This window comes from Burkholderia sp. IO2 (genome assembly GCF_029522185.1).
GTDB classification, from domain to species: Bacteria; Pseudomonadota; Gammaproteobacteria; order Burkholderiales; family Burkholderiaceae; genus Burkholderia; species Burkholderia cenocepacia.
This window is the reverse complement of record NZ_JAKWFH010000027.1, coordinates 47,477-69,137: the sequence shown is the minus strand read 5'-3', so window position 1 is coordinate 69,137 and position 21,661 is coordinate 47,477. Positions and strand designations below refer to the sequence as shown.

18 protein-coding genes are annotated in these 21,661 nt (G+C 69.1%); 7 read left to right on the top strand and 11 right to left on the bottom strand.

Features of this window, described 5'->3' with window-relative positions; genetic code table 11:
• Window position 1 precedes the first annotated feature (1 nt).
• Window positions 2-1,402 carry a cytochrome ubiquinol oxidase subunit I gene (locus MMB92_RS18815; protein WP_006498424.1) on the bottom strand — a complete coding sequence of 467 codons (1,401 nt, stop codon included), beginning with the start codon at window positions 1,400-1,402 and terminating at the stop codon, window positions 2-4.
• A 422-nt stretch (window positions 1,403-1,824) separates the two neighbouring features.
• Here MMB92_RS18815 and fdhD point away from each other — a divergent pair, with 422 nt between their 5' ends.
• The 5 genes from fdhD to moaD all read left to right on the top strand — a co-directional run bounded on the left by fdhD (window position 1,825) and on the right by moaD (window position 6,177).
• Window positions 1,825-2,694 (top strand): formate dehydrogenase accessory sulfurtransferase FdhD, encoded by an 870-nt coding sequence (gene fdhD / locus MMB92_RS18810; protein ID WP_034203666.1) that lies wholly within the window; start codon window positions 1,825-1,827, stop codon window positions 2,692-2,694.
• Window positions 2,691-3,905 carry a gephyrin-like molybdotransferase Glp gene (glp, locus tag MMB92_RS18805; protein WP_062885692.1) on the top strand — a complete coding sequence of 405 codons (1,215 nt, stop codon included), beginning with the start codon at window positions 2,691-2,693 and terminating at the stop codon, window positions 3,903-3,905. Before fdhD ends, glp begins: the two co-directional genes overlap by 4 nt.
• 217 nt (window positions 3,906-4,122) lie before the next feature.
• Window positions 4,123-5,247: a GTP 3',8-cyclase MoaA gene (gene moaA, locus MMB92_RS18800; protein WP_062885693.1), complete on the top strand. Its 1,125-nt coding sequence runs from the start codon at window positions 4,123-4,125 to the stop codon at window positions 5,245-5,247.
• A gap of 47 nt (window positions 5,248-5,294) precedes the next feature.
• A complete protein-coding gene (locus MMB92_RS18795; protein ID WP_058903700.1) occupies window positions 5,295-5,867 on the top strand; it encodes a molybdenum cofactor biosynthesis protein MoaE in 573 nt (190 codons plus the stop codon).
• Between the two features lie 52 nt (window positions 5,868-5,919).
• On the top strand, window positions 5,920-6,177 hold the full coding sequence (moaD, locus tag MMB92_RS18790; protein WP_006498429.1) for a molybdopterin converting factor subunit 1: 258 nt from the start codon (window positions 5,920-5,922) through the stop codon (window positions 6,175-6,177).
• A 37-nt stretch (window positions 6,178-6,214) separates the two neighbouring features.
• On the opposite strand, the gene MMB92_RS18785 is transcribed toward moaD, so the two are convergent.
• From MMB92_RS18785 to MMB92_RS18775, 3 genes are all read right to left on the bottom strand, one after another.
• Window positions 6,215-8,137: an AMP-binding protein gene (locus tag MMB92_RS18785; RefSeq protein WP_062885694.1), complete on the bottom strand. Its 1,923-nt coding sequence runs from the start codon at window positions 8,135-8,137 to the stop codon at window positions 6,215-6,217.
• Window positions 8,138-8,211: 74 nt separating this feature from the next.
• Window positions 8,212-9,015: an enoyl-CoA hydratase-related protein gene (locus MMB92_RS18780; RefSeq protein ID WP_034203671.1), complete on the bottom strand. Its 804-nt coding sequence runs from the start codon at window positions 9,013-9,015 to the stop codon at window positions 8,212-8,214.
• The gene (locus MMB92_RS18775; protein ID WP_058903702.1) at window positions 9,012-10,358 is read right to left on the bottom strand and encodes an aminotransferase class III-fold pyridoxal phosphate-dependent enzyme; all 1,347 of its coding nucleotides are present in this window, start codon (window positions 10,356-10,358) and stop codon (window positions 9,012-9,014) included. Before MMB92_RS18775 ends, MMB92_RS18780 begins: the two co-directional genes overlap by 4 nt.
• 125 nt (window positions 10,359-10,483) lie before the next feature.
• Between MMB92_RS18775 and gcvA the strand changes: the two genes are divergently transcribed.
• Window positions 10,484-11,404: a transcriptional regulator GcvA gene (gcvA, locus tag MMB92_RS18770; RefSeq protein WP_006498433.1), complete on the top strand. Its 921-nt coding sequence runs from the start codon at window positions 10,484-10,486 to the stop codon at window positions 11,402-11,404.
• Between the two features lie 57 nt (window positions 11,405-11,461).
• Here the strand turns inward: gcvA and MMB92_RS18765 are convergent, their stop codons facing one another.
• The gene (locus tag MMB92_RS18765) at window positions 11,462-12,886 is read right to left on the bottom strand and encodes a PLP-dependent aminotransferase family protein (RefSeq protein ID WP_006498434.1); all 1,425 of its coding nucleotides are present in this window, start codon (window positions 12,884-12,886) and stop codon (window positions 11,462-11,464) included.
• 565 nt (window positions 12,887-13,451) lie between these two features.
• Here MMB92_RS18765 and MMB92_RS18760 point away from each other — a divergent pair.
• Complete coding sequence (locus tag MMB92_RS18760; protein WP_062885695.1) at window positions 13,452-15,626, top strand: DUF4132 domain-containing protein; 2,175 nt, start codon at window positions 13,452-13,454, stop codon at window positions 15,624-15,626.
• Window positions 15,627-15,641: 15 nt separating this feature from the next.
• Here MMB92_RS18760 and MMB92_RS18755 read toward each other — a convergent pair whose 3' ends face one another.
• From MMB92_RS18755 to narI, 6 genes are all read right to left on the bottom strand, one after another.
• Complete coding sequence (locus tag MMB92_RS18755) at window positions 15,642-16,553, bottom strand: hypothetical protein (protein ID WP_062885696.1); 912 nt, start codon at window positions 16,551-16,553, stop codon at window positions 15,642-15,644.
• A gap of 86 nt (window positions 16,554-16,639) precedes the next feature.
• The gene (locus tag MMB92_RS18750; RefSeq protein WP_006498438.1) at window positions 16,640-16,963 is read right to left on the bottom strand and encodes a TfoX/Sxy family protein; all 324 of its coding nucleotides are present in this window, start codon (window positions 16,961-16,963) and stop codon (window positions 16,640-16,642) included.
• 56 nt (window positions 16,964-17,019) lie between these two features.
• Entirely contained in the window at window positions 17,020-18,756 is a 1,737-nt protein-coding gene (locus tag MMB92_RS18745) for a site-specific integrase (RefSeq protein ID WP_058903705.1), read from the bottom strand.
• A gap of 128 nt (window positions 18,757-18,884) precedes the next feature.
• A complete protein-coding gene (locus MMB92_RS18740) occupies window positions 18,885-20,153 on the bottom strand; it encodes a nitrate/nitrite transporter (RefSeq protein ID WP_034203675.1) in 1,269 nt (422 codons plus the stop codon).
• A 15-nt stretch (window positions 20,154-20,168) separates the two neighbouring features.
• Window positions 20,169-20,957, bottom strand: coding sequence for a peptidylprolyl isomerase (locus MMB92_RS18735; protein WP_062885697.1), 789 nt, complete (start codon window positions 20,955-20,957; stop codon window positions 20,169-20,171).
• A gap of 9 nt (window positions 20,958-20,966) precedes the next feature.
• Window positions 20,967-21,650: a respiratory nitrate reductase subunit gamma gene (gene narI / locus MMB92_RS18730; protein WP_058903707.1), complete on the bottom strand. Its 684-nt coding sequence runs from the start codon at window positions 21,648-21,650 to the stop codon at window positions 20,967-20,969.
• Between the last annotated feature and the right edge of the window lie 11 nt (window positions 21,651-21,661).

Here is a 21,661-nt window from a genome sequence, read left to right as displayed (position 1 = left end):
GTTACTCCGCCTCGGTGACGTTCAGCGGCGTGGACAGCGCGCTCTTGCGCAGCCCCGGATGCCGGTGCAGTTCGATGTAGCCGGCCTGGGCCGCCGGCCCGCGCTTCATCAGCTTCATCATGTAGTAGATACCCGTTCCGAATACCAGGAAATACACGACCACGAAGACCAGCAGCGACACGCCGACCTGCTGAGCGTCGAGCGGGGAGACCGAATCGATGGTGCGCAGCACGCCGTATACGGTCCACGGCTGCCGCCCGACCTCGGTCGTGATCCAGCCGGCCAGCAGCGCGACGATGCCCGACGGCCCCATCGCCACCACGAACCACTGGAACCAGCGCGTTTCATACAGGCGCCCGCCCTTTCTCAGCAGCAGCCCGAGCAGCGCGGTCAGCAGCATCAGCATCCCGAGGCCGGCCATGATCCGGAACGTCCAGAAGATGATCGGCGAATACGGACGGTCCTGCGGCGGGAATTCCTTCAGCCCGCGGATCTCGCCGTCCCAGCTGTGCGTGAGGATCAGGCTGCCGAGGTGCGGCACCTGGATCGCATAGCGGGTGGTTTCGGCCTGCATGTCGGGCAGCCCGACGAGGTTCAGCGCGGTGCCGCCCTTCTCGGTTTCCCACAGCCCTTCGATCGCCGCGATCTTCGCCGGCTGGTATTCGCGCGTGTTCAGCCCGTGCGCGTCGCCGACGACGATCTGGATCGGCGCGAGCACCAGCAGCATCCACAGCGCCATCGAGAAGCTGCGCTTCACCGGTTCGTCGCGACGCCCCTTCAGCAGGTGCCACGCGCCGCACGCGGCGACGATGAAGCCCGCGACGATGAACGCCGCGATCGTCATGTGCACGAGACGGTACGGAAACGACGGGTTGAAGACGACCTTGAACCAGTCGACCGGCACGACGAGGCCGTTCTCGATCTTGTAGCCTTGCGGCGTCTGCATGAAGCTGTTCGACGCGAGAATCCAGAACGTCGAGATCAGCGTGCCGACCGCGACCATCAGCGTCGCGAAGAAGTGCGCGCGCGGGCTGACGCGCTGCCAGCCGAACAGCATCACGCCGAGGAAGCCGGCTTCGAGGAAGAACGCCGTCAGGACTTCATACGTGAGCAGCGGCCCCGTGATGTTGCCCGCGACGCGCGAGAAGCCGGCCCAGTTGGTGCCGAACTCGTACGCCATCACGACGCCGGAGACCACGCCCATGCCGAAACCGATCGCGAAGATCTTCGACCAGAACTGAAACATGGATTTGTAGGCGGCGTCGCCGGTGACGAGATAGCGCCATTCCAGCACCGCCAGGAAGCTCGCCATGCCGATGCTGATCGCGGGGAACACGATGTGGAACGACACCGTGAATGCGAATTGCAATCGGGCGAGATGGAACGCATCGAAGATTTCCATGACCGTAATTTGCTCGTGGTTGTGAGGACGTACGCCCGAAGCAGGAAATCGCGCGACGGCTTGGCGATGACACATGCGAACACAACGGGTCACTCGCATGGCATCGAAGCGTGAATGACGATATCGCGTTTGCAACGATACTCGCAATCACTCGAACGTGCGCTGAAACTGTGCTGCTTGCGCCGCCAAAGATGTGTGCACGGAAAATAGTTTCCGTGCCGGCGGGACGCTCAGCTGTACTGCTTTCCGCGTGGCGGCGCTGTGTCTGCGGCGCACTGTTCACTCCACTTAACATGTTATGCAACGCCTGCCCGCGGCGGTCGTGCGCCCTGCGGCGCCCGCCCGGCGGCATCGAATCCCGTCGTTCGGCGCCCGCGCCGAGCCCGGCCGGCCCGCCGGCCGTCCCGTCTGGAGAAACCCGCATGGAGTCCTGCACCCGCCGTGACGATCCGACCGGCAGCACCGCATGTCAGGTGACGCGCCACCGCGCCGGCGCCGCGTGCGACACCGTCGATCGCGTCGTCGACGAAACCCCGGTTGCACTCGTGTTCAACGGCATCGCGCACACGGTCATGATGGCGACGCCGATCGACCTCGACGCGTTCGGCCTCGGCTTCGCGCTGAGCGAAGGCATCGTCGAGCGCGCGTCGGACGTCTTCGACATCGAAAGCGAATGCCGGCCCGGCAGCGCCGAAGTCCGGCTCACGGTGTCGCAGCAGGCGTTCATGGCGCTGAAGGCGCACCGCCGCGCGCTGGCCGGCCGCACGGGCTGCGGCGTGTGCGGCATCGAAAGCATCGCGCAGCTCGACCTGCACCCGCCGCGGATCGCGGCCGCCGGCACGGCCGCGGGCATCGGCGCCGATGCGATCGCGCGCGCCGCGCGTGCGCTGCCGGCCCGGCAGACGCTGATGCGCGAAACGGGCGGCATCCACGCGGCCGCGTGGTGCGACCGCGACGGCGCCGTGCTCGACGTGTTCGAGGACGTCGGCCGCCACAACGCGCTCGACAAGCTGATCGGCCAGCTCGCGCGCCGCCGGGCCGACCTGCGCGCGGGCTTCGTGTTCCTGTCGAGCCGCGCGAGCTACGAACTGGTGCGCAAGGCCGCGCGGGTCGGCATCCCGATGCTCGCGACGATCTCGGCGCCGACGTCGCTCGCGATCGACGTCGCCCGCGAAGCCGGCGTGCGGCTGGTCGGTTTCTGCCGCGACGACGGCTTCGTCGAATACGTGTCGCCCGCCGCCGTTCACCTCGACCCACTGCCTGCACCGGTGCACCCGGTCCATTCGTCATGAAACACCTGTTCGATTTCGATACCGCACAGCAGCAATTCGCCGGTGCGTTCGCGCCGCTCGCGGCCGCCGTGTCCCTGCCGGTCGCCGACGCGGCCGGCCACGTGCTGGCCGCGCCGCTGACCGCGGTGCTCGACCAGCCGCCGGCCGATCAGAGCGCGATGGACGGCTATGCCGTGCGGCACGCCGACCTCGCGCACGGCGAGCCGCTGCGCGTCGCGCAGCGCTGCTATGCAGGCGACACGCCCGCGCCGCTCGCGCCGCGCACCGCCGCACGCCTGTTCACCGGCAGCCTGATTCCGCCCGGCGCCGACACCGTCGTGATGCAGGAGCATGCGCACGAACAGGACGGCGGCGTCACGTTCGACGCGCCGCAACGCATCGGTTCGCACATCCGCCGCCGCGGCGAGGAAGTGCGCGCCGGCGACCTGCTCGTGCCGGCCGGCGTGCGGATGGGCGCGATGCACGTCGGGGTGGCCGCCGCGCAAGGGTTCGCGCGGATCGACGTGCGGGCGGCGTTGCGCGTCGGCATCCTGACGACCGGCGATGAACTGGTCGCGTGCGGCCAGCCGCGTGCGCCGCAGCAGATCTACAACAGCAACGCACCGATGCTCGCCGCGCTGGCCGCGGGAACCGGCGCCGACGTCGCGATGAGCCTGCATGCGGCCGATACGCCGGCCGCCGTCGAGCGGGCGCTGCGCGACCTGCACGCGCGGTGCGACCTCGTGATCTGCGTCGGCGGCGCGTCGGTCGGCGACAAGGACCTGCTGCGCCCCGCGCTGACCGCGCTCGGTGCGTCGTTCCTCGTCACCGGTGTGCGCATGAAGCCCGGCAAGCCGGTCGCGCTCGCGCGGCTCGATGCGCGGCCCGTGGTACTGCTGCCCGGCAATCCGGGCGCCGCGATGACGGCGTTCGCGCTGTTCGTCGCGCCGCTGATCCGCCGCCTGCAGGGGCGCGACGCTTGCCTGCCGGTCGTGCCGTCGCTGCCGATCGATACCGGCTTCGAGCCGGATGCGCAGCGCGAACGCTTCGTGCGCGTGCGGCGCATCGTCGGCGCCGACGGCGCGCCCATGCTCGACACGTTGCGCCAGCAAGGCGCCGGCACGCTGCAGTCGCTCGTGCAGGCAACCGGGCTCGCGCGGCTGCCGGCCGGGCGCACGCTCGCGCGCGGCGACGCGGTTCCGTACTACGAATTCGCTCCCTGGCTCGCATGAACACGACGCCGACTACCCGCCCGGCGCGACGCATTCGCGCCATTCGCCGCGCCTGTCGCGCGTCCGGCGCGGCGAACTGTATTCCTGCAATTCGGGCGCGATTGTGTCTCTGCCGGAAAAATCCGGCGGACTATGCTCACGATGAGGCTCGTCACGACCTGTGCGCCGACACGTCGGCACCCGCACGGCCGAACGGCGACGCCCCTCCGCTTACTTCATGCAGGCCGACGACCCGATCGTGAATGCCATCGTTTCCGCCACGCCGGCCGTCGCCGCTTCATCCGGCGGCGCATCGCCCGGCGCCTTCCCCCGCCCGTCCGACACGCTCGGCCGCCCGCTGCGCGACCTGCGCCTGTCCGTGATCGACCAGTGCAATTTCCGCTGCGGCTACTGCATGCCACGCGAAAGCTTCGGCGCCGACTACGCGTTCATGCCGTCGTCCGAACGCTTGTCGTTCGCGCAACTGGAAAAGATCGCGCACGCCTTCACGTCGCTCGGCGTCGAAAAAATCCGCATCACGGGCGGCGAACCGCTGCTGCGCCGCCACCTCGAAGCGCTGATCGAACGGCTGGCCGCGCTGACCACCATCGACGGCAAGCCGGTCGAAATCGCGCTGACGACCAACGGCTCGCTGCTCGCCGCGAAGGCACGCGCATTGCGCGATGCGGGGCTGTCGCGCGTGACCGTGAGCCTCGATGCGCTCGACGACGCGGTATTCCGCCGGATGAGCGACGCGGACGTGCCCGTGGCGCGCGTGCTGGCCGGCATCGAGGCCGCGCATGCGGCCGGGCTCGCGCCGGTCAAGGTCAACGCGGTGATCGAGCGCGGCGTGAACGATGACCAGATCCTGCCGCTCGTGCGGCACTTCCGGCATACGGGCGTGGCCGTGCGTTTCATCGAATACATGGACGTCGGCGGCGCCAGCTACTGGTCCGGCGACAAGGTCGTGCCGGCCGGGCGGATGCGCGAGCTGATCGACGCCCACTATCCGCTCGTGCTCGTCGGCGAGCCGGGGCACGACGCCACCGCGATCCGTTGCGCGCACATCGACGGCGCGGGCGAAGTCGGCTTCATCGCCAGCGTGTCGCATCCGTTCTGCGGCACCTGCTCGCGCGCCCGCGTGTCGGCCGACGGCCAGCTTTATACGTGCCTGTTCGCGACGCAAGGCACCGACCTGCGGCCGTGGCTCGACGACGCGGCGTCGAGCGCCGACCTCGCCGCCGCCGTGCGCGGACGCTGGACGCAGCGCGACGACCGCTATTCCGAGCGCCGGGCCGCACGGCCGGCCCGCGCGCCGGGCAAGACCTATCCGACCGTGCGCATGTCGCTCGTCGGCGGCTGACGGGCCGCCGCGCGACACCGGATGCGCCGCCCACTGGAGAACCTGTCATGACGACCTTCACCGAATCCCGCGCCGGGCTGCCGGACGATCCGCTGCGTGCCGCCAGCCCGCCGCCGCCCGTCGACGCGACCGACCCGCACCCCGAATCGGCGCCCGCGATTGCCGCGGGCTTCGAAGTACGCGTGCAGCATGCGCCGATCGACGCGGGCGCGGAGCTGGCGCCGATCGTTCGCAATCCGAATGTCGGCGCGGTCGTGAATTTTCTCGGGGTCGTGCGCAAGGAAGGCGACGTCGACGACGTCGTCGCGCTGGAAGTCGAGCACTACCCGACGATGACCGAACAGGCACTGTGGAGCATCGTCGAGGAGGCCACCGCGCGCTGGCGGCTCGAAGCGGTCAGGATCGTGCACCGCGTCGGCCGCATTCCGCTCGGCCAGCCGGTCGTGCTGGTCGTGGTGGCCGCCGCGCATCGCGCGTCCGCGTTCGATGCATGCGAATTCCTGATGGATTTCCTGAAGACCCATGCGCCGTTCTGGAAGAAGGAAATCCGGCACGACGGCGAATCCGGCTGGGTCGAGGCGAAAGCGCACGACGACCTGGCGATGCGGCGCTGGGGCTGACCGCACCCGCTTCGCGTTTTCCGATTCCGCCGCTCCTGCCCGAGACAACCCGATGAAACTGACGATCAAATACTTCGCGAGCATTCGCGAACAACTGGCGCTCGACGAGGAAACCGTCGAGATCGATGCGCGCGAACTCACCGTCGACGCGCTGCGCGGCACGCTGGCCGCACGCGACGCGCGCAGTGCGGACGCGCTGCGGATGGACCGCCCGGTGCGGGCGGCCGTGAACCTCGAAATGGTGACCGGGGAATTCGTCGTGCGCGAGGACAGCGAAGTTGCGTTCTTTCCACCGGTGACGGGCGGATGACATTACACCGCGCCCCGCCCGTTCCGATGTCGATCCGTCATGCCGTGCCCTGACCGGCCAGCGCCTGCAAGGCTGCAAGCGCCGCCGGGTTCTCGAGGGCGCTCACGTCGCCCGGCGGCAAGCCCCGCAACACGTTTCGCACCACGCGGCGCATGACCTTGCCGTTGCGCGTGCGCGGCAGATCGGGCACGAGATGTACGATGCCCGGACGGAACGGCTTGCCCAGCGCCGCCTCGATCCGGTCGGCCAGCGAGGTCGCCAGCGCGCCCGGCGGTTCGCCTTGGGTACTGACGCAAACCACCAGCCGCTCCCCTTTCACCGGATCGGGCAGCGAAACGGCCGCCACGTCGCGCACGAGCGGCGACCCGAGCACGACCGACTCGACCTCGGCCGGCCCCAGCCGCTTGCCGGCAATCTTCAGCGTGTCGTCCGCACGGCCGAGGATGAAGAATTGTCCGTCATCGTCTTCGAGCAGCAGGTCGCCATGCGTCCACAGGCCCGGCCGCTGGCGCCAGTACGTTTCCTCGTAGCGGTCGGCCGCGTTCCAGAACCCCGACGTCATCCCGACGAACGGCGCGGCGATCACCAGTTCACCGGGAACGCCGCGCACGCGCCGCCCTTGCTCGTCGGCCGCGAACGCGTCGACGCCCGGCGATACGGCGTTGAAAGCGCACGCACGGATCGGGCGCACGGGAACATTGCCCAACAGCGCGCCCGACGCCTCCGTGCCGCCGCTGTAGTTGATCACCGGCAACCGCGACCGGCCGAACGCATGGAAGAACCACGCGAAGTGATCCGGGTCGATCACCTCGCCGGCCACCATCAGCACGCGCAGGCTGTCCAGCACCGCGCCGTCGACCGCCCGCGGCGACGCCGCCAGACTGCGGATCAGCGTGGGCGACGCACCGAAGTGCGTGACCTGGTGGCGGTCGACGACTTCGGCCAGACGCCCGGCGTCCGGATAGTCGGGCGCGCCGTCGTAGCACACCAGGGTCGCGCCGCGGACAAGCGCGCCGATCGTCGTGAGCGGGCCGACGATCCAGCCCATGTCGCTCGGCCACAGCCAGCGGTCGCCGGGGCGCAACTCGAAGTGGTATGCGCAATCGTGCAGGATCTTCAACGGGAAGCCGGCATGCGTATGCACCGTGCCCTTTGGCGACCCTGTCGTTCCCGATGTGAAAACGATCATGAACGGCTGGTCGGGGTCCTGCGCGGGGAACGCATGGGGCGCCGCCGCGTGCAGCGAAGATCGGGCGTCTGGCGTGACGGGGCTCGCCGGCTCGTCGCCCTGGATAACGATGCGCAAACCCGGCATCCGTTCCTGCAATGCGTCGAATACCGGTTTCAGGTCGACAGCGCGTCCGCGGCGCAGGTAGCCGCCGCTCGCCAGCAACACACGCGCGTCGGCCAGCGTCAGTCGCGCGGCGACGGCGTCCGCCCCGAAGCCGGTGAACAGCGGCACGGCGATCGCGCCGAGCGCCGATACGGCAATCAGGCTGGCCGCGGCCTGCGCCCCCATCGTCATCATGATGCCGACCCGATCGCCCGCGCCGACGCCGAGCGCGCCCAGCCGCGACGCCCGTTGCCGTACATCCCGAGCCAGCGCGGCATAACTGGTCGTGCTGACGCGCCCGTCCTCCGTCTCCGTGACGACCGCCGCCTGCAGCGCACGCGGGCCGTCCGCGTGCGCAAGCACATGATCGACCCAGTTCAGCCGACCGCCGGGGAACCATCGCGGAAACGCGGGCCCGCTCGCAAGATCGACATGCCGCCGCGGCAGCATCCGCCACTGGAACTGCAGGTGCGCCATCACCGCGGCCCAGTAGCGTTGCGGCTCATGCAGCGACATCCCGATCAGATCTTCGAACGACGAGGCGCCCACGCGCGCGCAGAGTTCACCCAGCAGCGTGCTGGTCCGCCAGTCGGCCGGTGGTTGCCAAAGTACGTCAGTGGTGCTCATCAAAGTGCTCCGTCCGAATCGTCTGTCGCACGATGCCGCCCTGCCGGATCGCGTCGAGCAGGCAGGGCGACCGTTCAGGGTTGAGGATCATGGCGTGCCTTTGCGCGCCGGAAAGCGGGCTTGCGCCGTTCGCGGAAGGCGCGTGTGCCCTCTTTCGACTCGTCGGTGGCGTAGTACAGCGACAGCGCCTCGAATCCCAGCGCACCGATCGCGCGGATATGCTCGGAGTCCGCATTGAACGACCGCTTGGCGATCGCGAGCGCCGTGGGGCTCAGTGCAAGGATTTCGTCGCACCATCGCGCGACTTCCCCGTCGAGCCGATCGGCAGGCACGACCGCATTGAGCCACCCCATCGCAAGCGCGTCGCGCGCCGTGTAGCGCCGGCACAGGAACCACACTTCCCGCGCGCGTTTTTCGCCGAGGACGCGGGCGAGCAACGCCGTGCCGAAGCCGGGATCCACCGACCCCACCCTGGGCCCCACCTGCCCGAGCTGCGCCGCTTCGCTCGCGATCGCCAGGTCGCACACCGTCACGAGCACGTTGCCGCCGCCGATCGCATAGCCGTTGACGCGCGCGATCACCGGCTTCGGCACGTCGCGGATCAGGCTCTGCAACGCGTCCACGGGCAAGCCGATCGTGCCGCGCCCGCCGTAGCCGCCATCGCCGTGGCTCGTCTGGTCGCCGCCGGTGCAAAAGGCCTGGTCGCCGGCGCCGGTCAGCACGATCACGCCGATCTCCGGATTCCAGCCCGCCTGCTGAAACGCGTGCAGCAGTTCGTCGACCGTCCTCGCGCGGAACGCGTTGTACACCGACGGACGGTTGATCGTGATCGTCGCCACGCCGCCTGCTTCGCGATACAGGATGTCCTCGTAGTTCATCGCGCGGCCTCCAACACCGTCAGCGCCGCGTCGAGCGCGTCGAGCCCCTCGTCCAGCTCCGTGCGCGAGATGACGAGCGGCGGCGTCACGATCACCACGTTGTAGCGCCCGTACGCGTGAACGCCGCGCTTCAGCAGTTCGCCATAGAACGCGCGCATCGGCGCCGATCCCGCCGGGTGGTGCCACTCGACGAGCGGCTCGCGCGTTTCCCGGTCGCGCACCAGCTCGATGCCGAACTGGGCGCCCATGCCCCGCACGTCGCCGATCGACGGATGACGCTCCGCCAGCTCGCCGAGACCGTCGCGCAGCCAGCCTTCGATCTCGCGCGCCCGCTCGAACAAGCCCTCTTCCAGATAGACCTTCAGTGCCGCGAGGCCGCCGGCGACCGCCAGTACATGGCCCGCATGCGTGTGGCCCACGTCGAAGAGTTCCGTATCGAAGTGGCGGGCCACGCCTTCGCGCACCAGGACGCCGCCAAGGGGCGTATACGAAGAGCTGGCCCCCTTGGCGAACGAAATCAGGTCCGGCAACACGCCGACCCGCTCGGCGCAGAACAATGCCCCCGTGCGCCCGAAGCCCGTCATGATCTCGTCGAAGACCAGCAGGATGCCGTGCCGGTCGCACAGGTCGCGAACGCCTGCGAGATACCCCGGCGGGTAGACGACGACCCCGCTCGATCCCGTCATCGGCTCCATCAGGATCGCGGCCACGTTCTGTGCGCCTTCGTGCGAAAGGACGCGCGCCAGGTGATCGAGGGCGCGCCGGGTTTCCTCGGCCGGCTCCGACGTATGGAACGGGCTGCGATACGGATACGGCGCAAAGAACTTCACCATGCCCGACAGCGCCGGGAACGGATCGCGCCAGCGGTCCACGCCCGTCATCGCGCTCGCGCCGAGCGTGCTGCCGTGATACGACCGGTAGGCGGTCAGCACCTTGGGCCGGCGTGTCACCAACCGCGCGATCTTCACCGCATCGTCGTTCGCCTCGGCACCGCCGCAGGTGAAGTGCACGCGCAGCCCTTCCGGCCACGGCGAAACGCTGTTCAGACGTTCCGCGTATTCGGCGCGCACGTCGTTGAAGTAGCTGGACGCGACCCAGCACATGCGCGCGGCCTGCGCCTGGATCGCCTCAACCACCTTCGGATGGCCATGTCCCAACGACACCGCGACATAGCCGCTGGTGAGGTCCAGGTAGCGCTTGCCGTTCGCATCGTAGAAGTAGCATCCGTGCGCATGCGTGATGACCGGCGGATTGAGCCCGCCCTGGACCGCCCAGGGCACGAGCACCTTTCGAAACGACGACGCGAGCGCGGGATTCGACTCGCCGTGAATGCTGAGATCCATGTTGACTCCGGAAATGGCATGGCTCACTATTTCTGAGCCTCGTGACAGGAGGCTTGTAGATTAGGCATGCCTTTCCCGCGCAACAAATCAAACGTTTCCGCACTGAGCCTCAATTCAATTCAGTCATGTCGCGACAACTTCCACCGCTGCTCTCCGTCCGCGCATTCGAGGCGGCCGCGCGCCATGGCGGCTTCGCCCGGGCAGGTGACGAGCTGTGCGTCACGTCCGGTGCGGTGGGTCATCAGGTGCGGCTGCTGGAGGAATGGCTGGGCACGCCGTTGTTCATGCGTGGCGCCCGGTCGGTCCAGTTGACGGAGATCGGGCGGCGCTACTTCCTGGAAATCGAGCGCTTGATGGACGAGCTCGAGCGCGCGTCGCTCGACATCCGGCAGGCCGCGGATTCGCCGGAAGTAACGGTCACCGCGATGCCGTCGTTCGTCACGCGTTGGCTGATGCCGCGCCTGGGCGAGTTCCGGCGGCTGCATCCCGACATCGAGGTGCGCCTGCTGGCTTCGGTGCCCGCCGTCGACTTCAGCCGCGAGCGCGTGGACGTGGCGATCCGCCTGGGTGGGGGCCCCTATCCGGGGCTCGTCGCGGAAAAGCTGATGTCGGAAACGTTCCTCGCGGTCGGCCAACCGTCGCTATGCAAGCCGCTGCGCACCGTGGACGACGTGTTGCGTGCAACCCTGCTGCACGACGAATACGAGGCGCGCATTCCGGAGCAGGTGGACTGGGTGCGCTGGTGCCGGATGCAGGACGGGCACGCGAGCGCGGCGCGTTTGCGACAGGGGCCGAGCTTCTCGCATACCTATCTGACGCTCGATGCCGCGATCGCGGGTCAGGGCGTGGCCGTGGCGTCGGACGTCCTCGCCGCCGATGCGGTCAGGCAAGGGCTGCTGGCCATTGCGCCGGGCAAGCCGGTGCAAGGCCCCTACAGCTACCATCTGTTGACGACGCGCGCGGCCGCCGCGCGGCCGCAAATCGATGCGTTCTGCAGTTGGCTGCGATCGGCCGCACGGTCGTTTTCGGCGGCCGGCTGGGCTTGAACGACATGAATCGCACGCGGCAGGTCCCGCCGCCCGCGATCCACGTCACCCGCCCGTTCACCGCATGCACGCCGCGGCCAGCTTCCCGACCGTGATCACCGCCTGCTCGATCTCCGGCGACCACGGGCTGCTGTAGTTCAGGCGGATGAAGTTCCGGTAGTTGTCGGTGATCGAGAACATGTAGCCCGGCCCGATCGTGATCCCCTGCTCCAGCGCGAGCTGGTACAGCCGCATCGCATCGACCTGCGCGGGCAACTCGACCCACAGCACGTAGCCGCCCGCCGGGCTCGAAATGCGCGTGCCTTCCGGAAAGAACCGCGACACCATCGCGCGCATCAGGTTCGCCTGCTGCGCATACGCCTTGCGCAAGCGCCGCAGGTGATGCTCGTAGCCGTCGCGTTCGAGAAACTCCGCAATCGCCAGTTGCGGCAACGACGGCGTCGCGAGCGTATTCAGGAACTTCAGCTTCTCGACCTGATCGCGATAGCGGCCCGGTAGCGCCCAGCCGATCCGGTATGCAGCCGTCAGGCTCTTCGAGAACGACGAACAATGCAGCACGATCCCGGTCCGGTCGTAGGACTTCAGCGAACTCGGATGCGTATCGCCGAAATACAGTTCGTTATACACACCGTTCTCGATGATCGGCATCCCTGACTTGGTTGCGAACTCAACCAGTTCGCGCTTGCGCTCGTCCGGCATCTGGAAACCCAGCGGGTTCTGGAAGTTCGGCATCACCATGCACGCGGCGATCGGCTGCGACTTCGCGATCGCGGCCAGCGCAGCGATGTCGATCCCGTATTCCGGATGCGTGGCCACCTCGATCGCCTTCATCCCCATCCGTTCGATCGCGTGCAGCATCGCGTAGAACGTCGGCGATTCCACCGCGATCGTGTCCCCCGGCTTCGCGACCGCCTGCAGGCACAGGTTGATCGCCTCCGTCGCGCCGACCGTCACGATGATCTCGTTCGGGTCCACCGACATCCCGTTTTCCAGGTAGCGGCGCGCGATCTGCCGGATCAGCCTCGGATGGCCCGGCGGCAGCCCGTCGGTCACGCCCCACAGCGACTTGTCGCGGCCGGCCGCGTACGCGTAGCGGTTCAGCTTCTCGAACGGAAACAGGCTCGGGTCCGGATACGGCGAGCCGAGCGGCACCGCGTCGTCCGTGCCGATCGAGCGCAGCGTCGACAGCACGAGCCGGCTCACGTCCACCGACGACGAGATCGCGATCGGCTTCGACGGCCGCAGCTCGCGCACCGGCGCGTGGCTGTCGTCGCGCCGCAGGTTCACGAAATAGCCCGACTGCGGCCGGCTTTCCAGCAGCCCGCGGCTTTCCAGCAGCAGATACGCATGCAGCACCGTCGTGATGCTGATCCGGTGCTGCTGGCTCGCCTGCCGCACCGACGGAATCCGGTCGCCGTGCCGGTACACGCCCTGGCGGATCAGGCGCTCGATATCGTCCGCGAGCTTTTCATAGAGTTTCATCGTGCGTCTCCCGCCGGCGCACGCCGCCCCGTCGCCCCACCGTGTGCGCCCGATACGCACGCGTTGCACGTGTTTCGCCCGCCGACCGGGCCGTCGTGATTCCTGATCTTTCCCTCCGGTTTTGCCTTTTCCATCGCACTGGCTCTCTCTTGAAGATGCGCCGCCAGGGGTCCGGACCAACTGGATCTGCGGCACTGTGCACTTGATGATCGGATCTTAAGAGAAGAACAGTTGGTGACGAGTACACACATCGAGCACGCGAACAAGAGTACAGTTCGGCGCGAATCGCGCATCGCGGGAAAACTGTACGTCTTATGAAATGGCCGGACGGTCGGTCGGCTGGCACGGCGCGGGTGAATCGGCCCGGGAGGCCCGCCGCACGGGCCTCCGCGCGCGCGGATCAATGGGGGTGCAATACTGTGCGCCCGCACGGTTTTTCACGATGAGAGCCAGACCATGCAGCACACGATCGAACCCGTAGCCGGCCTCGGCGGCGCGAGACGCGTCGCGCGACCGGCACAGAAGAAATCGCGCCAGAACGGTGCGGCCGACCGGGCACGTACGCATGGCTGATCGCGCCCTCGTAGCGCTACTCGTCGCGCGGCTGACCGACCCTGCCCCCCACGCGGGCGCCATCGACGAGCCGATCGACCTGTCGGCGCTCGACGCGCCTGCGCTAGGCACCGTGTGGCCGGCGCTGCGGCGCGTCGAGCACGAGATCCTCGTGCGCGACCAGGCGTTCGGCGACCCGCGCGCCGAATTCGCGCGCACGGTGCACCGGCAGATCGATGCGCTCGGCCTCGTGCCGCTCATCGACGCCGATGCGGCGCTCGAACTGTTCCGCGCCATTCCGGCCGGCGGGTGGAAACGCGCGCTCGAGGATCTGCCGTGCCTCGACGCGCTGCCGTCGCCCGCGCTGCAAGCCGAACTCGCGCGGATCGCCAGCGAACCGGAAGAAGGCGGATTGCGCGCGGCGTCGGCCTATGCCGCGTATGCGCTCGACTGGTTCGCGGGCCGCCGCGACTTCTCGGCGCGGCGCGCAGCCTGTGCGCAGGCGCTGGCCGATTCGCCGTTTCGCGTGCGCGAACTCGACGTGTTGCCCGAACTCGGAGCGGCCGCGCTACTCGCACTGGCTGCGACGAACGACGGCTATTTCGCGCCGAAGCGGCTGTGGCTCGACCTCAGCGATCCGGCCGTGACGCTCGCGGAAGAAGCCGCGTACGTCGCGTTCGCGCGCGACGCGCTGACCGAAGCGGCGCGACAGGTCGCCGCGCTGCATGCCGGCGCCGTGCCATACGAAGCCGATCGCGCGTTCACGACCGACGACGCGCAAGTGCTGTCCCGCGCCGCGCGCGTGGCCGCCTATCGCGACGAAGCATGGCTGCGCCCGCTGATCGGGCCGCTGCTGACGGGGGTATGCGTCGCGCCGACGGTCGCGAAAACCGCGCCGTCGCAATCGCTCGCCATCGCGCTCGGCCATGCGATCGAGACGATCCCGACGCCCGAGGGCGTGCGCGCGCTGCGCGACGCGCTGGCCGTCGTCCGTCACGCGGGCGTGCAGAAGAAACTCGCGCGCAACCTGAAGCCGGCCGAACGCGCACTCGGCGAGCGGCCGCGTACCGCGCTGCGGATGACGCTCGACGCGCAGCCCGACAAGAAGTCCCTCGCGATGCTCGCCACGTGCATGGAGACCGGCTTCTGGCAGCCGCTGACGCTCGGCCACGCCGAATGGCGCGAGCGGCTCGTCGATGCGCCGGCCGGCGCCGCGTTCTCGGCGCGGATGATCTGGCAGGCACGCCGTGGCGACGGCTCGACGCAATCGTTCACGCCCGATATCGCCAAGGGCAAGGTCGTACTGCGCGACGCGGCCGGCCGCGCATGCGAGATCGCCGACGACTGCGAGATCCGGCTATGGCACCCGTTGCTGGCCGACGCGGACGAGCGGCTCGCGTGGCAGCGCGCGATCGTCGGCCGGTCGCTGCGGCAACCGGTCAGGCAGGCGTTCCGCGAGTACTACGTGCCGAGCGACGACGACGCGTCGGCCAGCGATTCCGCGATGTTCGAAGGCCACGTGCTGTCGAGCCGGCCGCTGCTCGGCGTCGCACGCCGCGAAGGCTGGTCGATCCGTGCCTATGACGACGCGCTCGTCCGCGAATTCGGCGACGTGCGCGCGACCTTCCGCGTCGATGCGCGCCTCTATCCGGGTTCGGAAAGCCACGGTACGTCGCGCCGGCTGCACTTCGAACGCCGGCACGGCGCCCGCTGGCTGCCGCTGCCGATCGGCGAGATCGATCGGGTGGTGTTCTCGGAAGCGGCGCGCGCGGTCGACCTGCTCGTCAGCGTGTCCGCGTTCGCGCTCGACGACGATGCGACACGTGCGGCGACCGCTTCGCTCGCGGCGGACCCGGTCCGCCTGCGTGAGCTCGAAGCCGAACGCTGGCAGCGCCTGAACCGGTTGTCCGATCTGCCGCTGGGCGTGATGGCGCAGCATCGCAAACACGTGCTGTCGCTCGTGTTCGCCGAGCCGGTTGCGCAAGGAAAGATCACGATCGACGAACGCCACGTGCGCGTCGGCGCATGGTCGGTGCATTGCGCGACCGGCCGCGTGACGCGCGATGGCGAGCCGGTCGAACCGGCGATCGCGCCACCGCCGTCGCCGCTGCGCTCGGTGCCGTGGCTGCCTTACGACGAAGCGCTGCTGCAGCGGATCGTCGACGTCGTCGCGGGGTTGCTCGATTGACGGCGATGCAGGCGCCTACCGCGCCGTCTGCTGCCGCTGCACCTCCTGCGCTTTCATCTGCAGATACGCGCCGCGCTCCACCTCGTGCAGTTGCTGCGGATACTGCTCGGTCGCGTCGAACCAGCGCGCGAGGCGCTGGTCGAGCGGCTTGTCGAGCGTCGCGAGATAGGTGTCGATCGCGAGGTAGTAACGCATCGTGTTGCGCTCCAGCAGCCCGCGCACGCCGCCGATGTACTGCGGCTGCGCGGCCGACGCGGCGCCGACGGTCGTGAACCCGACCTTGTCGCTGCCGACCGTCGCGAGGTAGGTCTTCATCGCCATCCGGCCGACCGTGCCGAACCCGTATGAATACGTGAGGTGCAGGAACGTGCGCGACGCGCCGACCGGCACGGCTTCGAGCGCGATCCGGTAATCTTTCGTGCCCATCGGGCCGCTGTCGGCGGTCAGGTCGACCTGGAAATAGTCGGGCGTCGCGGCCGCCACGCGATAGCGGAACTGCACGCGATAGGTATCCGGCAACTTTTGCTGGATCTTGCGGCCGAGGTTCACGTCGAGCACCGGGCCGTTGGCGCCGCTCGATGCGTGACAGTACTTGGTGTTCAGGTGCAGGATCAGCACCGCGCACCAGTTCGCGGGGCCTTGCGCGGGATCGTTGAGCTGGCCGTTCACGACCGCGAACGGATAATCGACGACCGCGTAGATGTCGCCCTTCAGCGACGACGACGCTTCCGACGATTCGAGGACCACGGGCCGGTGAAACGCGTTGTCCTTCAGTTGCGCGCCGAGGCTGCGGTAGCGGTCGAGCAGCGCGGCCGCGCCGTTCGCGCCCTCCGCGCCGAACGACAGCGCGCTCCAGCCTGCACACAGGGCTGCGACGAGCGCGCGCCAGGCACGGCGCGTGCCGCGCGAAGCTGCGGATGTCTCCATGTTGATACTCCCGGGCGCACGGTGGCCGCGCGCATGTGTCACAGAATACGCCTGCCGGCCGCGCGGCGTGGCAGGCGGCGCGATCGTCATCGGCTGCGCTTCACCGGCAGCGGCACTTGCGCGGCGGTGATCCGGATCAGCGTCGACAGCCATTCGCGATCGTCCCAGCGATCGCCAGCAATGACGAGATGCGGCTTCGCGCTCGGATACGGCGGGGCTTCGTCGCACACGCCGAGATACGCGCGGCCTTCAGGCGTCGGCTTGACGAACAGCCGGTCGTCGCAGACGAGCGCGACCATCCTGCCGTCGCAATAGATGCCGTATTCGCCGAACATCTTGCGCGCCGAGACCGTACCGGCCGCCGCGATCTGCTCGACGATGAAATCGACCGTGCTCTGGCTCGATGCCATCCGAATCTCCAGGACCGAAAAATCGTCTGACCTGCGTCGACGCCGCGCCGTTCAACTCATTTGTCGATACCGAACGCGCTCGACATCTGCCGCGCCCGCTTCACGTCGTCCCCATGCAGGTAGATCGACGTCGTCGAGATCGACGCATGCCGCAGGTTGTCGCGCACCGTCGTCAGCTCCGCGCCGCGCGCCAGCGCGTGCGTCGCATGCGTATGCCGCATCCAGTGCGGGCTTGCCTGGCGCAGCTTGTGCGCGAGCGCCGGGTGGTCGGCCTCGACGCGCTCGGCCGTCTGCGCGAAGAAACGCTGCATCACCTTCCACAGCCGCACGCTCGTGATCGCGGCCGCGTCGTCTTCCGCGAGGCTCGGAATCAGCGGCGTATCGGGCCGCCAGCGCGCCGGCGTGACCGGCAGACGGCGCGCGACCAGATAGCGATCGAGCGCCGTGCGCGCGAGCGGCGGCAGCGCGACGCGGGCGGCCTTGCTGCCCTTGCCGATCACCTTCAGCCACGCGTCGCCGTGCGCGTCCGTCTCGATGTCGCCGAGCGTCGCGCCGACCAGTTCGCTCGCGCGCAGCCCCGTCGCGTAGCCGAAATCGAGAATGAAGCGCAGCCGTTGCGCGGCGGCCGGCGTCCAGCCCGACTGCGGCGCGCCCTTGAGCGGGCGCGTCTGGAACTCGAGCCCGTCGGCGATCGTGCGGACCAGCAGCCACTCGCCTTCGGTGAACGCGTGCGACGTATCGAGTGCGGTCGCGCCGCGCGTGTCGCGCACCTTCACGCCGGCGAACGGATTCGCGAGCAGGTAGCGCTGTTCGATCAGCCAGCGGAACAGCGCGCCGAGCACCGACAGCGTGTACGCGGCCGAGCGCGCGGACAGCGCGCCCGAGAACGGCCGCCAGTCGGGCGCGCCGCGCGGCCGCACGGGCCCGACCCAGCGTTCGTGCGGCGTCGGCCGCCGGATGAACGCGCGATACGCGAGCGCGTCCTCGGTCGTCAGCGACGACAGCGCGCGGCCGCGTTCGACGATCGCCCACAGGATCAGCCGCTCGGCCTCCTTCCGGTACGCGCGCCGCGTCGCGGCCGATTCGTGCAGCGACAGCCACGCGTGCACGGCCGCGTAATCGTTGTCCGCGTCGAGCGTGCTGGTCGCGCGCGGCGCGCGGAACGTGCCGGCCGAGCCGTCGACTTCGTGCGGCAGCTTCAGATGCTCCCACGGCACGATGCTGCCGCGCGGCGTCGCGGCGATCAGCGCACGCGCGCGTTCGGTCAGGTCCGGATGCGCGGCGAAGAACGCCTCGACGCGCCGCGCGCTGGCCATGCCGAGGCCCGCGATCGCCCGCCACCACTGGCGCCGGCGCGGAATCCGCACCGTCAGGTCGGCGAGCGTCGCGATCCCGTGCGCACGCAATGCAACGACCGCGCGCGTCGGCAGCCACAGGCCGACGTTGTCGCTGATCTGCGGGACCGGCGCGCGCGCATGACGCAGCACGCCGATCGCGTCGGTTGCGGCTTTCGCCTCCCGTAAACGCTCACCGTCCGGATGGCCGAGCCGTGCCGCGAGATCGGCGCGGCCCACCTGCCGCGCGACGCGCACGAGGCGGCGGCGAATGGCGCCGATCACGCCGCGCGCCGACCGCCCGTCGCCGAGCCGGTCGGGCAGGTAGCGCTCGACGGCCTGGCGCACGGTCATGCCCGCGTACCACGCACGCAGGGCAGCCAGTTCGTCGGCATCGGGAAAGCCTGCGGGCGCAGGCGCGGAATCGGGGGAAAGCGGTGACGTGAGGCGCGGTTTCATGGGCGCCAGTTTGACAGAAGCGTGCGCGGCCGGATACGTCGCGCGCGCCATCCCGGACGGGACACTGCGCCAGCGCGCCCCGGCCCCTCCCGGCATCGCGCCAGCGCATCGGATCGGTCGAACCGACCTCAGCCCTTGACGACGGGCGTGCGTCGCACTTCCGACAGGTAGATCAGGATCAGCGACACCCACACGATCCCGTACAGGAACATGAAGCACGTCGTGCGCACGCGCAGCAGGTCGAGCAGCATGCCGAACAGGATCGGCAGCAGGAAGCCGCCGAGCCCGCCCGCGAGCCCGACGATGCCCGTGACGACGCCCATGTTGTCCGCGAAGTCGTCGGCGACGTACTTGAAGGTCGACGCCATCCCGAGCGCGAACACCGCGCCGAGCACGAAAGTCAGCGCGACGAAGCCCGCCGCCGGCATCGCGACGTTCAGCGTCGCGGTGCCGTCGATCGTGTGGATCACGAAGTCGGTCGCCGGATACGACAGCAGGAACAGCGCGATCCACGCGACCCACAGCCCCCACCACGTGACCGCATGCGCGCCGAAGCGGTCGGACAGCGCGCCGCCGAGCGCGCGCAGCACGGAGCCCGGCAGCGAGAAGCCGGCCGCGAACGCGGACGCCATCACGAGCGACATCCCGTATTCGCTCTTCAGGTACTGCGGGATCCACAGCGACAGCGCGGTGAAACCGCCGAACGTGATCGAGTAGTACTGGCAGAGCCGCCATACGCGCGGGTCGCGCAGCACCTTGAACGAATCGAGCATCGACCCGCCGCGCTTGCCCGCCCCCGGATCGGGCGCCGACGCGAACCAGAAGATCAGCGCGGTGACGAGCAGCGCGACCGCATAGATGCGCGGCACGACGCGCCAGCCGTACGCGTCGAGCAGCAGCGGCGTGACGAACAGGTTGACGGCCGCGCCGCATGTGCCCGCGCCGAACACGCCCATTGCGAGCCCGCGCCGCTGCGGCGGGAAAAAGCGCGCGACATACGGCGTGCCGACCGCGAACGACGCACCGACGCAGCCGAGAAACAGCCCGATCAGCAGGAACTGCCACAGCTGCGTCGCGTAGCTGACCACATAGACGGGCACCGCGCACACGACCAGCAGCACCGTCATCACGATGCGGCCGCCGAAGCGGTCGGTCCACGTGCCGAGCGGCAAGCGCATCAGCGCGCCGGTCAGCACCGGCGTCGACGTGAGCAGCCCGAACTCCGTGCTGTTCAGTCCGAGATCGGTGCGCAACTGCACGCCGAGCACGCCGAACATCATCCACACGACGAAACACACCATGAACGCGAGCGTGCTCGCGGCCAGCACCGACCACGCACGCAGCGGCACGGCCGGCGCGTTCACGACCGGCCCCGCATTACCTTGTTGAGTTGCCATATGCAAAACCCCGTTTCATTGGACCAGCGGCCCGTTCGCACCGTCGAATTCGATGCCTTCGACGCATGCGCCGCCCGCGAGAATCGCCACGTACTGCCGCATCGCCTGCCGCCGCACGCGCGCCGCCAGGTATGCGGCAATCTGGTCGGCGGCCGCTTCGAACGGCACCGCGTCGCCCGGCACGCGGCGCTCGATGCGCACGATGTGGAAGCCGAAGCGCGTGTTGACGAGTGTCGGCAGCACGCCGATGCCGTCGGTGTCGAACAGCGCCGCCTCGAGTTCCGGCACCGTGTCGCCGCGCAGCAGTTGCCCGAGGCTGCCGCCCATTTCCGCCGACGGGCAATTCGACGACGCGCGCGCGACCGCTTCGAACGTATCGGGAGCGGCCACCACGTCGGCGAGCGCCTGTTCCGCGCGCTGCCGCAGCGGCGCGAGCGGCATGCGATCCGTCATCGCGAACAGCACGTGGCTCGCATGGACGACGTCGTTGCGCCGAAAGCGCACCGGATGCCGCGCGTAATAGCGCTCGCACGCCGCGCGATCGGGATCGGGCACGTGCGTGAGCTCGCGTTCGAGCAATGCGTCGACGGCCGCATCGTCGAGCGGCGCACGTTCGTCGAGCAACGCGAGCGCCACCGCGCGCTGCCGCAGCAGTTCGCGTACCGCAAGCGCACGCCTCGCCGCATCGAGCGGATCGCGCGCGGCGCCGCGGTGCTCGGCTTCGGCAGCGATCGCCGCGGCGTCGATCCCGACGCCGTTGATCGTCAGCGGCGCCGTTGCGACTTCGGAGAGAACGTCGTTCATGCGGCCTCCTCAGCGCTTGCGCACGAGCTGGTAAGGACGGATCAGGTACGCGACCGACGCGATCCCGCTCCAGACGTGCACCATCCGTGTGAACGGCGACACGAGGAAGATCGTGAAGCCGAGCAGGATGTGCAGCCGGTACGTGAGCGGCACGCCGACGAGCAGGCTCGCGATGTCCGGGCGGAACGTGACGACGCCCTTCACGTAGTCGGTCAGCTGTTCGAACATCACGCCGTCCATGTGGCGCGTCGACAGCACGACCGTGCCGAGCCCGAGCGCGAGCTGCACCCACAGCATCAGCACGATCACGATGTCGGACGTGCGGCTGTTCCCGCGGACGCGCGGGTCGCCGAGGCGGCGCCCGATCAGGATCGTCAGCCCGATGATCGCCGCGACGCCGGCCGCGCCGCCCGCCACCATCGCGACCAACTGGTGCCCGGATGCCGACAGGAACGGCGACACGAGCCAGTGCGGCGCGAGGAAGCCGCCGAAGTGCCCGAGCACGACGACCAGCACGCCCCAGTGGAACAGGTTGCTGCCGAGCCGCAGCATGCCGTGGCGCAGCAGCTGCGACGAATCGCTTTTCCACGTGTACTGCTCGCGGTCGAAGCGGATCAGGCTGCCGACCAGCAGTACGGCGAGGCAGATGTACGGGTAGATCCCGAACAGGAACTGATGCAGGTAAGCGTTCATGTCTTTCCCCA

Bases quoted from the DNA above. Each gene is read 5' to 3' on its own strand.
- moaD (WP_006498429.1), top strand. From the start codon at position 5,920: ATGAAACTGACGATCAAATACTTCGCGAGCATTCGCGAACAACTGGCG.
- MMB92_RS18750 (WP_006498438.1), bottom strand. From the start codon at position 16,963: ATGGCATCGAGCCAGAGCACGGTCGATTTCATCGTCGAGCAGATCGCG.
- MMB92_RS18765 (WP_006498434.1), bottom strand. From the start codon at position 12,886: ATGAAACTCTATGAAAAGCTCGCGGACGATATCGAGCGCCTGATCCGC.
- fdhD (WP_034203666.1), top strand. From the start codon at position 1,825: ATGGAGTCCTGCACCCGCCGTGACGATCCGACCGGCAGCACCGCATGT.
- MMB92_RS18735 (WP_062885697.1), bottom strand. From the start codon at position 20,957: ATGAACGACGTTCTCTCCGAAGTCGCAACGGCGCCGCTGACGATCAAC.
- MMB92_RS18780 (WP_034203671.1), bottom strand. From the start codon at position 9,015: ATGAACTACGAGGACATCCTGTATCGCGAAGCAGGCGGCGTGGCGACG.
- moaA (WP_062885693.1), top strand. From the start codon at position 4,123: ATGCAGGCCGACGACCCGATCGTGAATGCCATCGTTTCCGCCACGCCG.
- MMB92_RS18745 (WP_058903705.1), bottom strand. From the start codon at position 18,756: ATGAAACCGCGCCTCACGTCACCGCTTTCCCCCGATTCCGCGCCTGCG.
- glp (WP_062885692.1), top strand. From the start codon at position 2,691: ATGAAACACCTGTTCGATTTCGATACCGCACAGCAGCAATTCGCCGGT.
- MMB92_RS18775 (WP_058903702.1), bottom strand. From the start codon at position 10,358: ATGGATCTCAGCATTCACGGCGAGTCGAATCCCGCGCTCGCGTCGTCG.
- MMB92_RS18785 (WP_062885694.1), bottom strand. From the start codon at position 8,137: ATGAGCACCACTGACGTACTTTGGCAACCACCGGCCGACTGGCGGACC.
- gcvA (WP_006498433.1), top strand. From the start codon at position 10,484: ATGTCGCGACAACTTCCACCGCTGCTCTCCGTCCGCGCATTCGAGGCG.
- MMB92_RS18795 (WP_058903700.1), top strand. From the start codon at position 5,295: ATGACGACCTTCACCGAATCCCGCGCCGGGCTGCCGGACGATCCGCTG.
- narI (WP_058903707.1), bottom strand. From the start codon at position 21,650: ATGAACGCTTACCTGCATCAGTTCCTGTTCGGGATCTACCCGTACATC.
- MMB92_RS18740 (WP_034203675.1), bottom strand. From the start codon at position 20,153: ATGGCAACTCAACAAGGTAATGCGGGGCCGGTCGTGAACGCGCCGGCC.
- MMB92_RS18815 (WP_006498424.1), bottom strand. From the start codon at position 1,402: ATGGAAATCTTCGATGCGTTCCATCTCGCCCGATTGCAATTCGCATTC.
- MMB92_RS18755 (WP_062885696.1), bottom strand. From the start codon at position 16,553: ATGGAGACATCCGCAGCTTCGCGCGGCACGCGCCGTGCCTGGCGCGCG.
- MMB92_RS18760 (WP_062885695.1), top strand. From the start codon at position 13,452: ATGGCTGATCGCGCCCTCGTAGCGCTACTCGTCGCGCGGCTGACCGAC.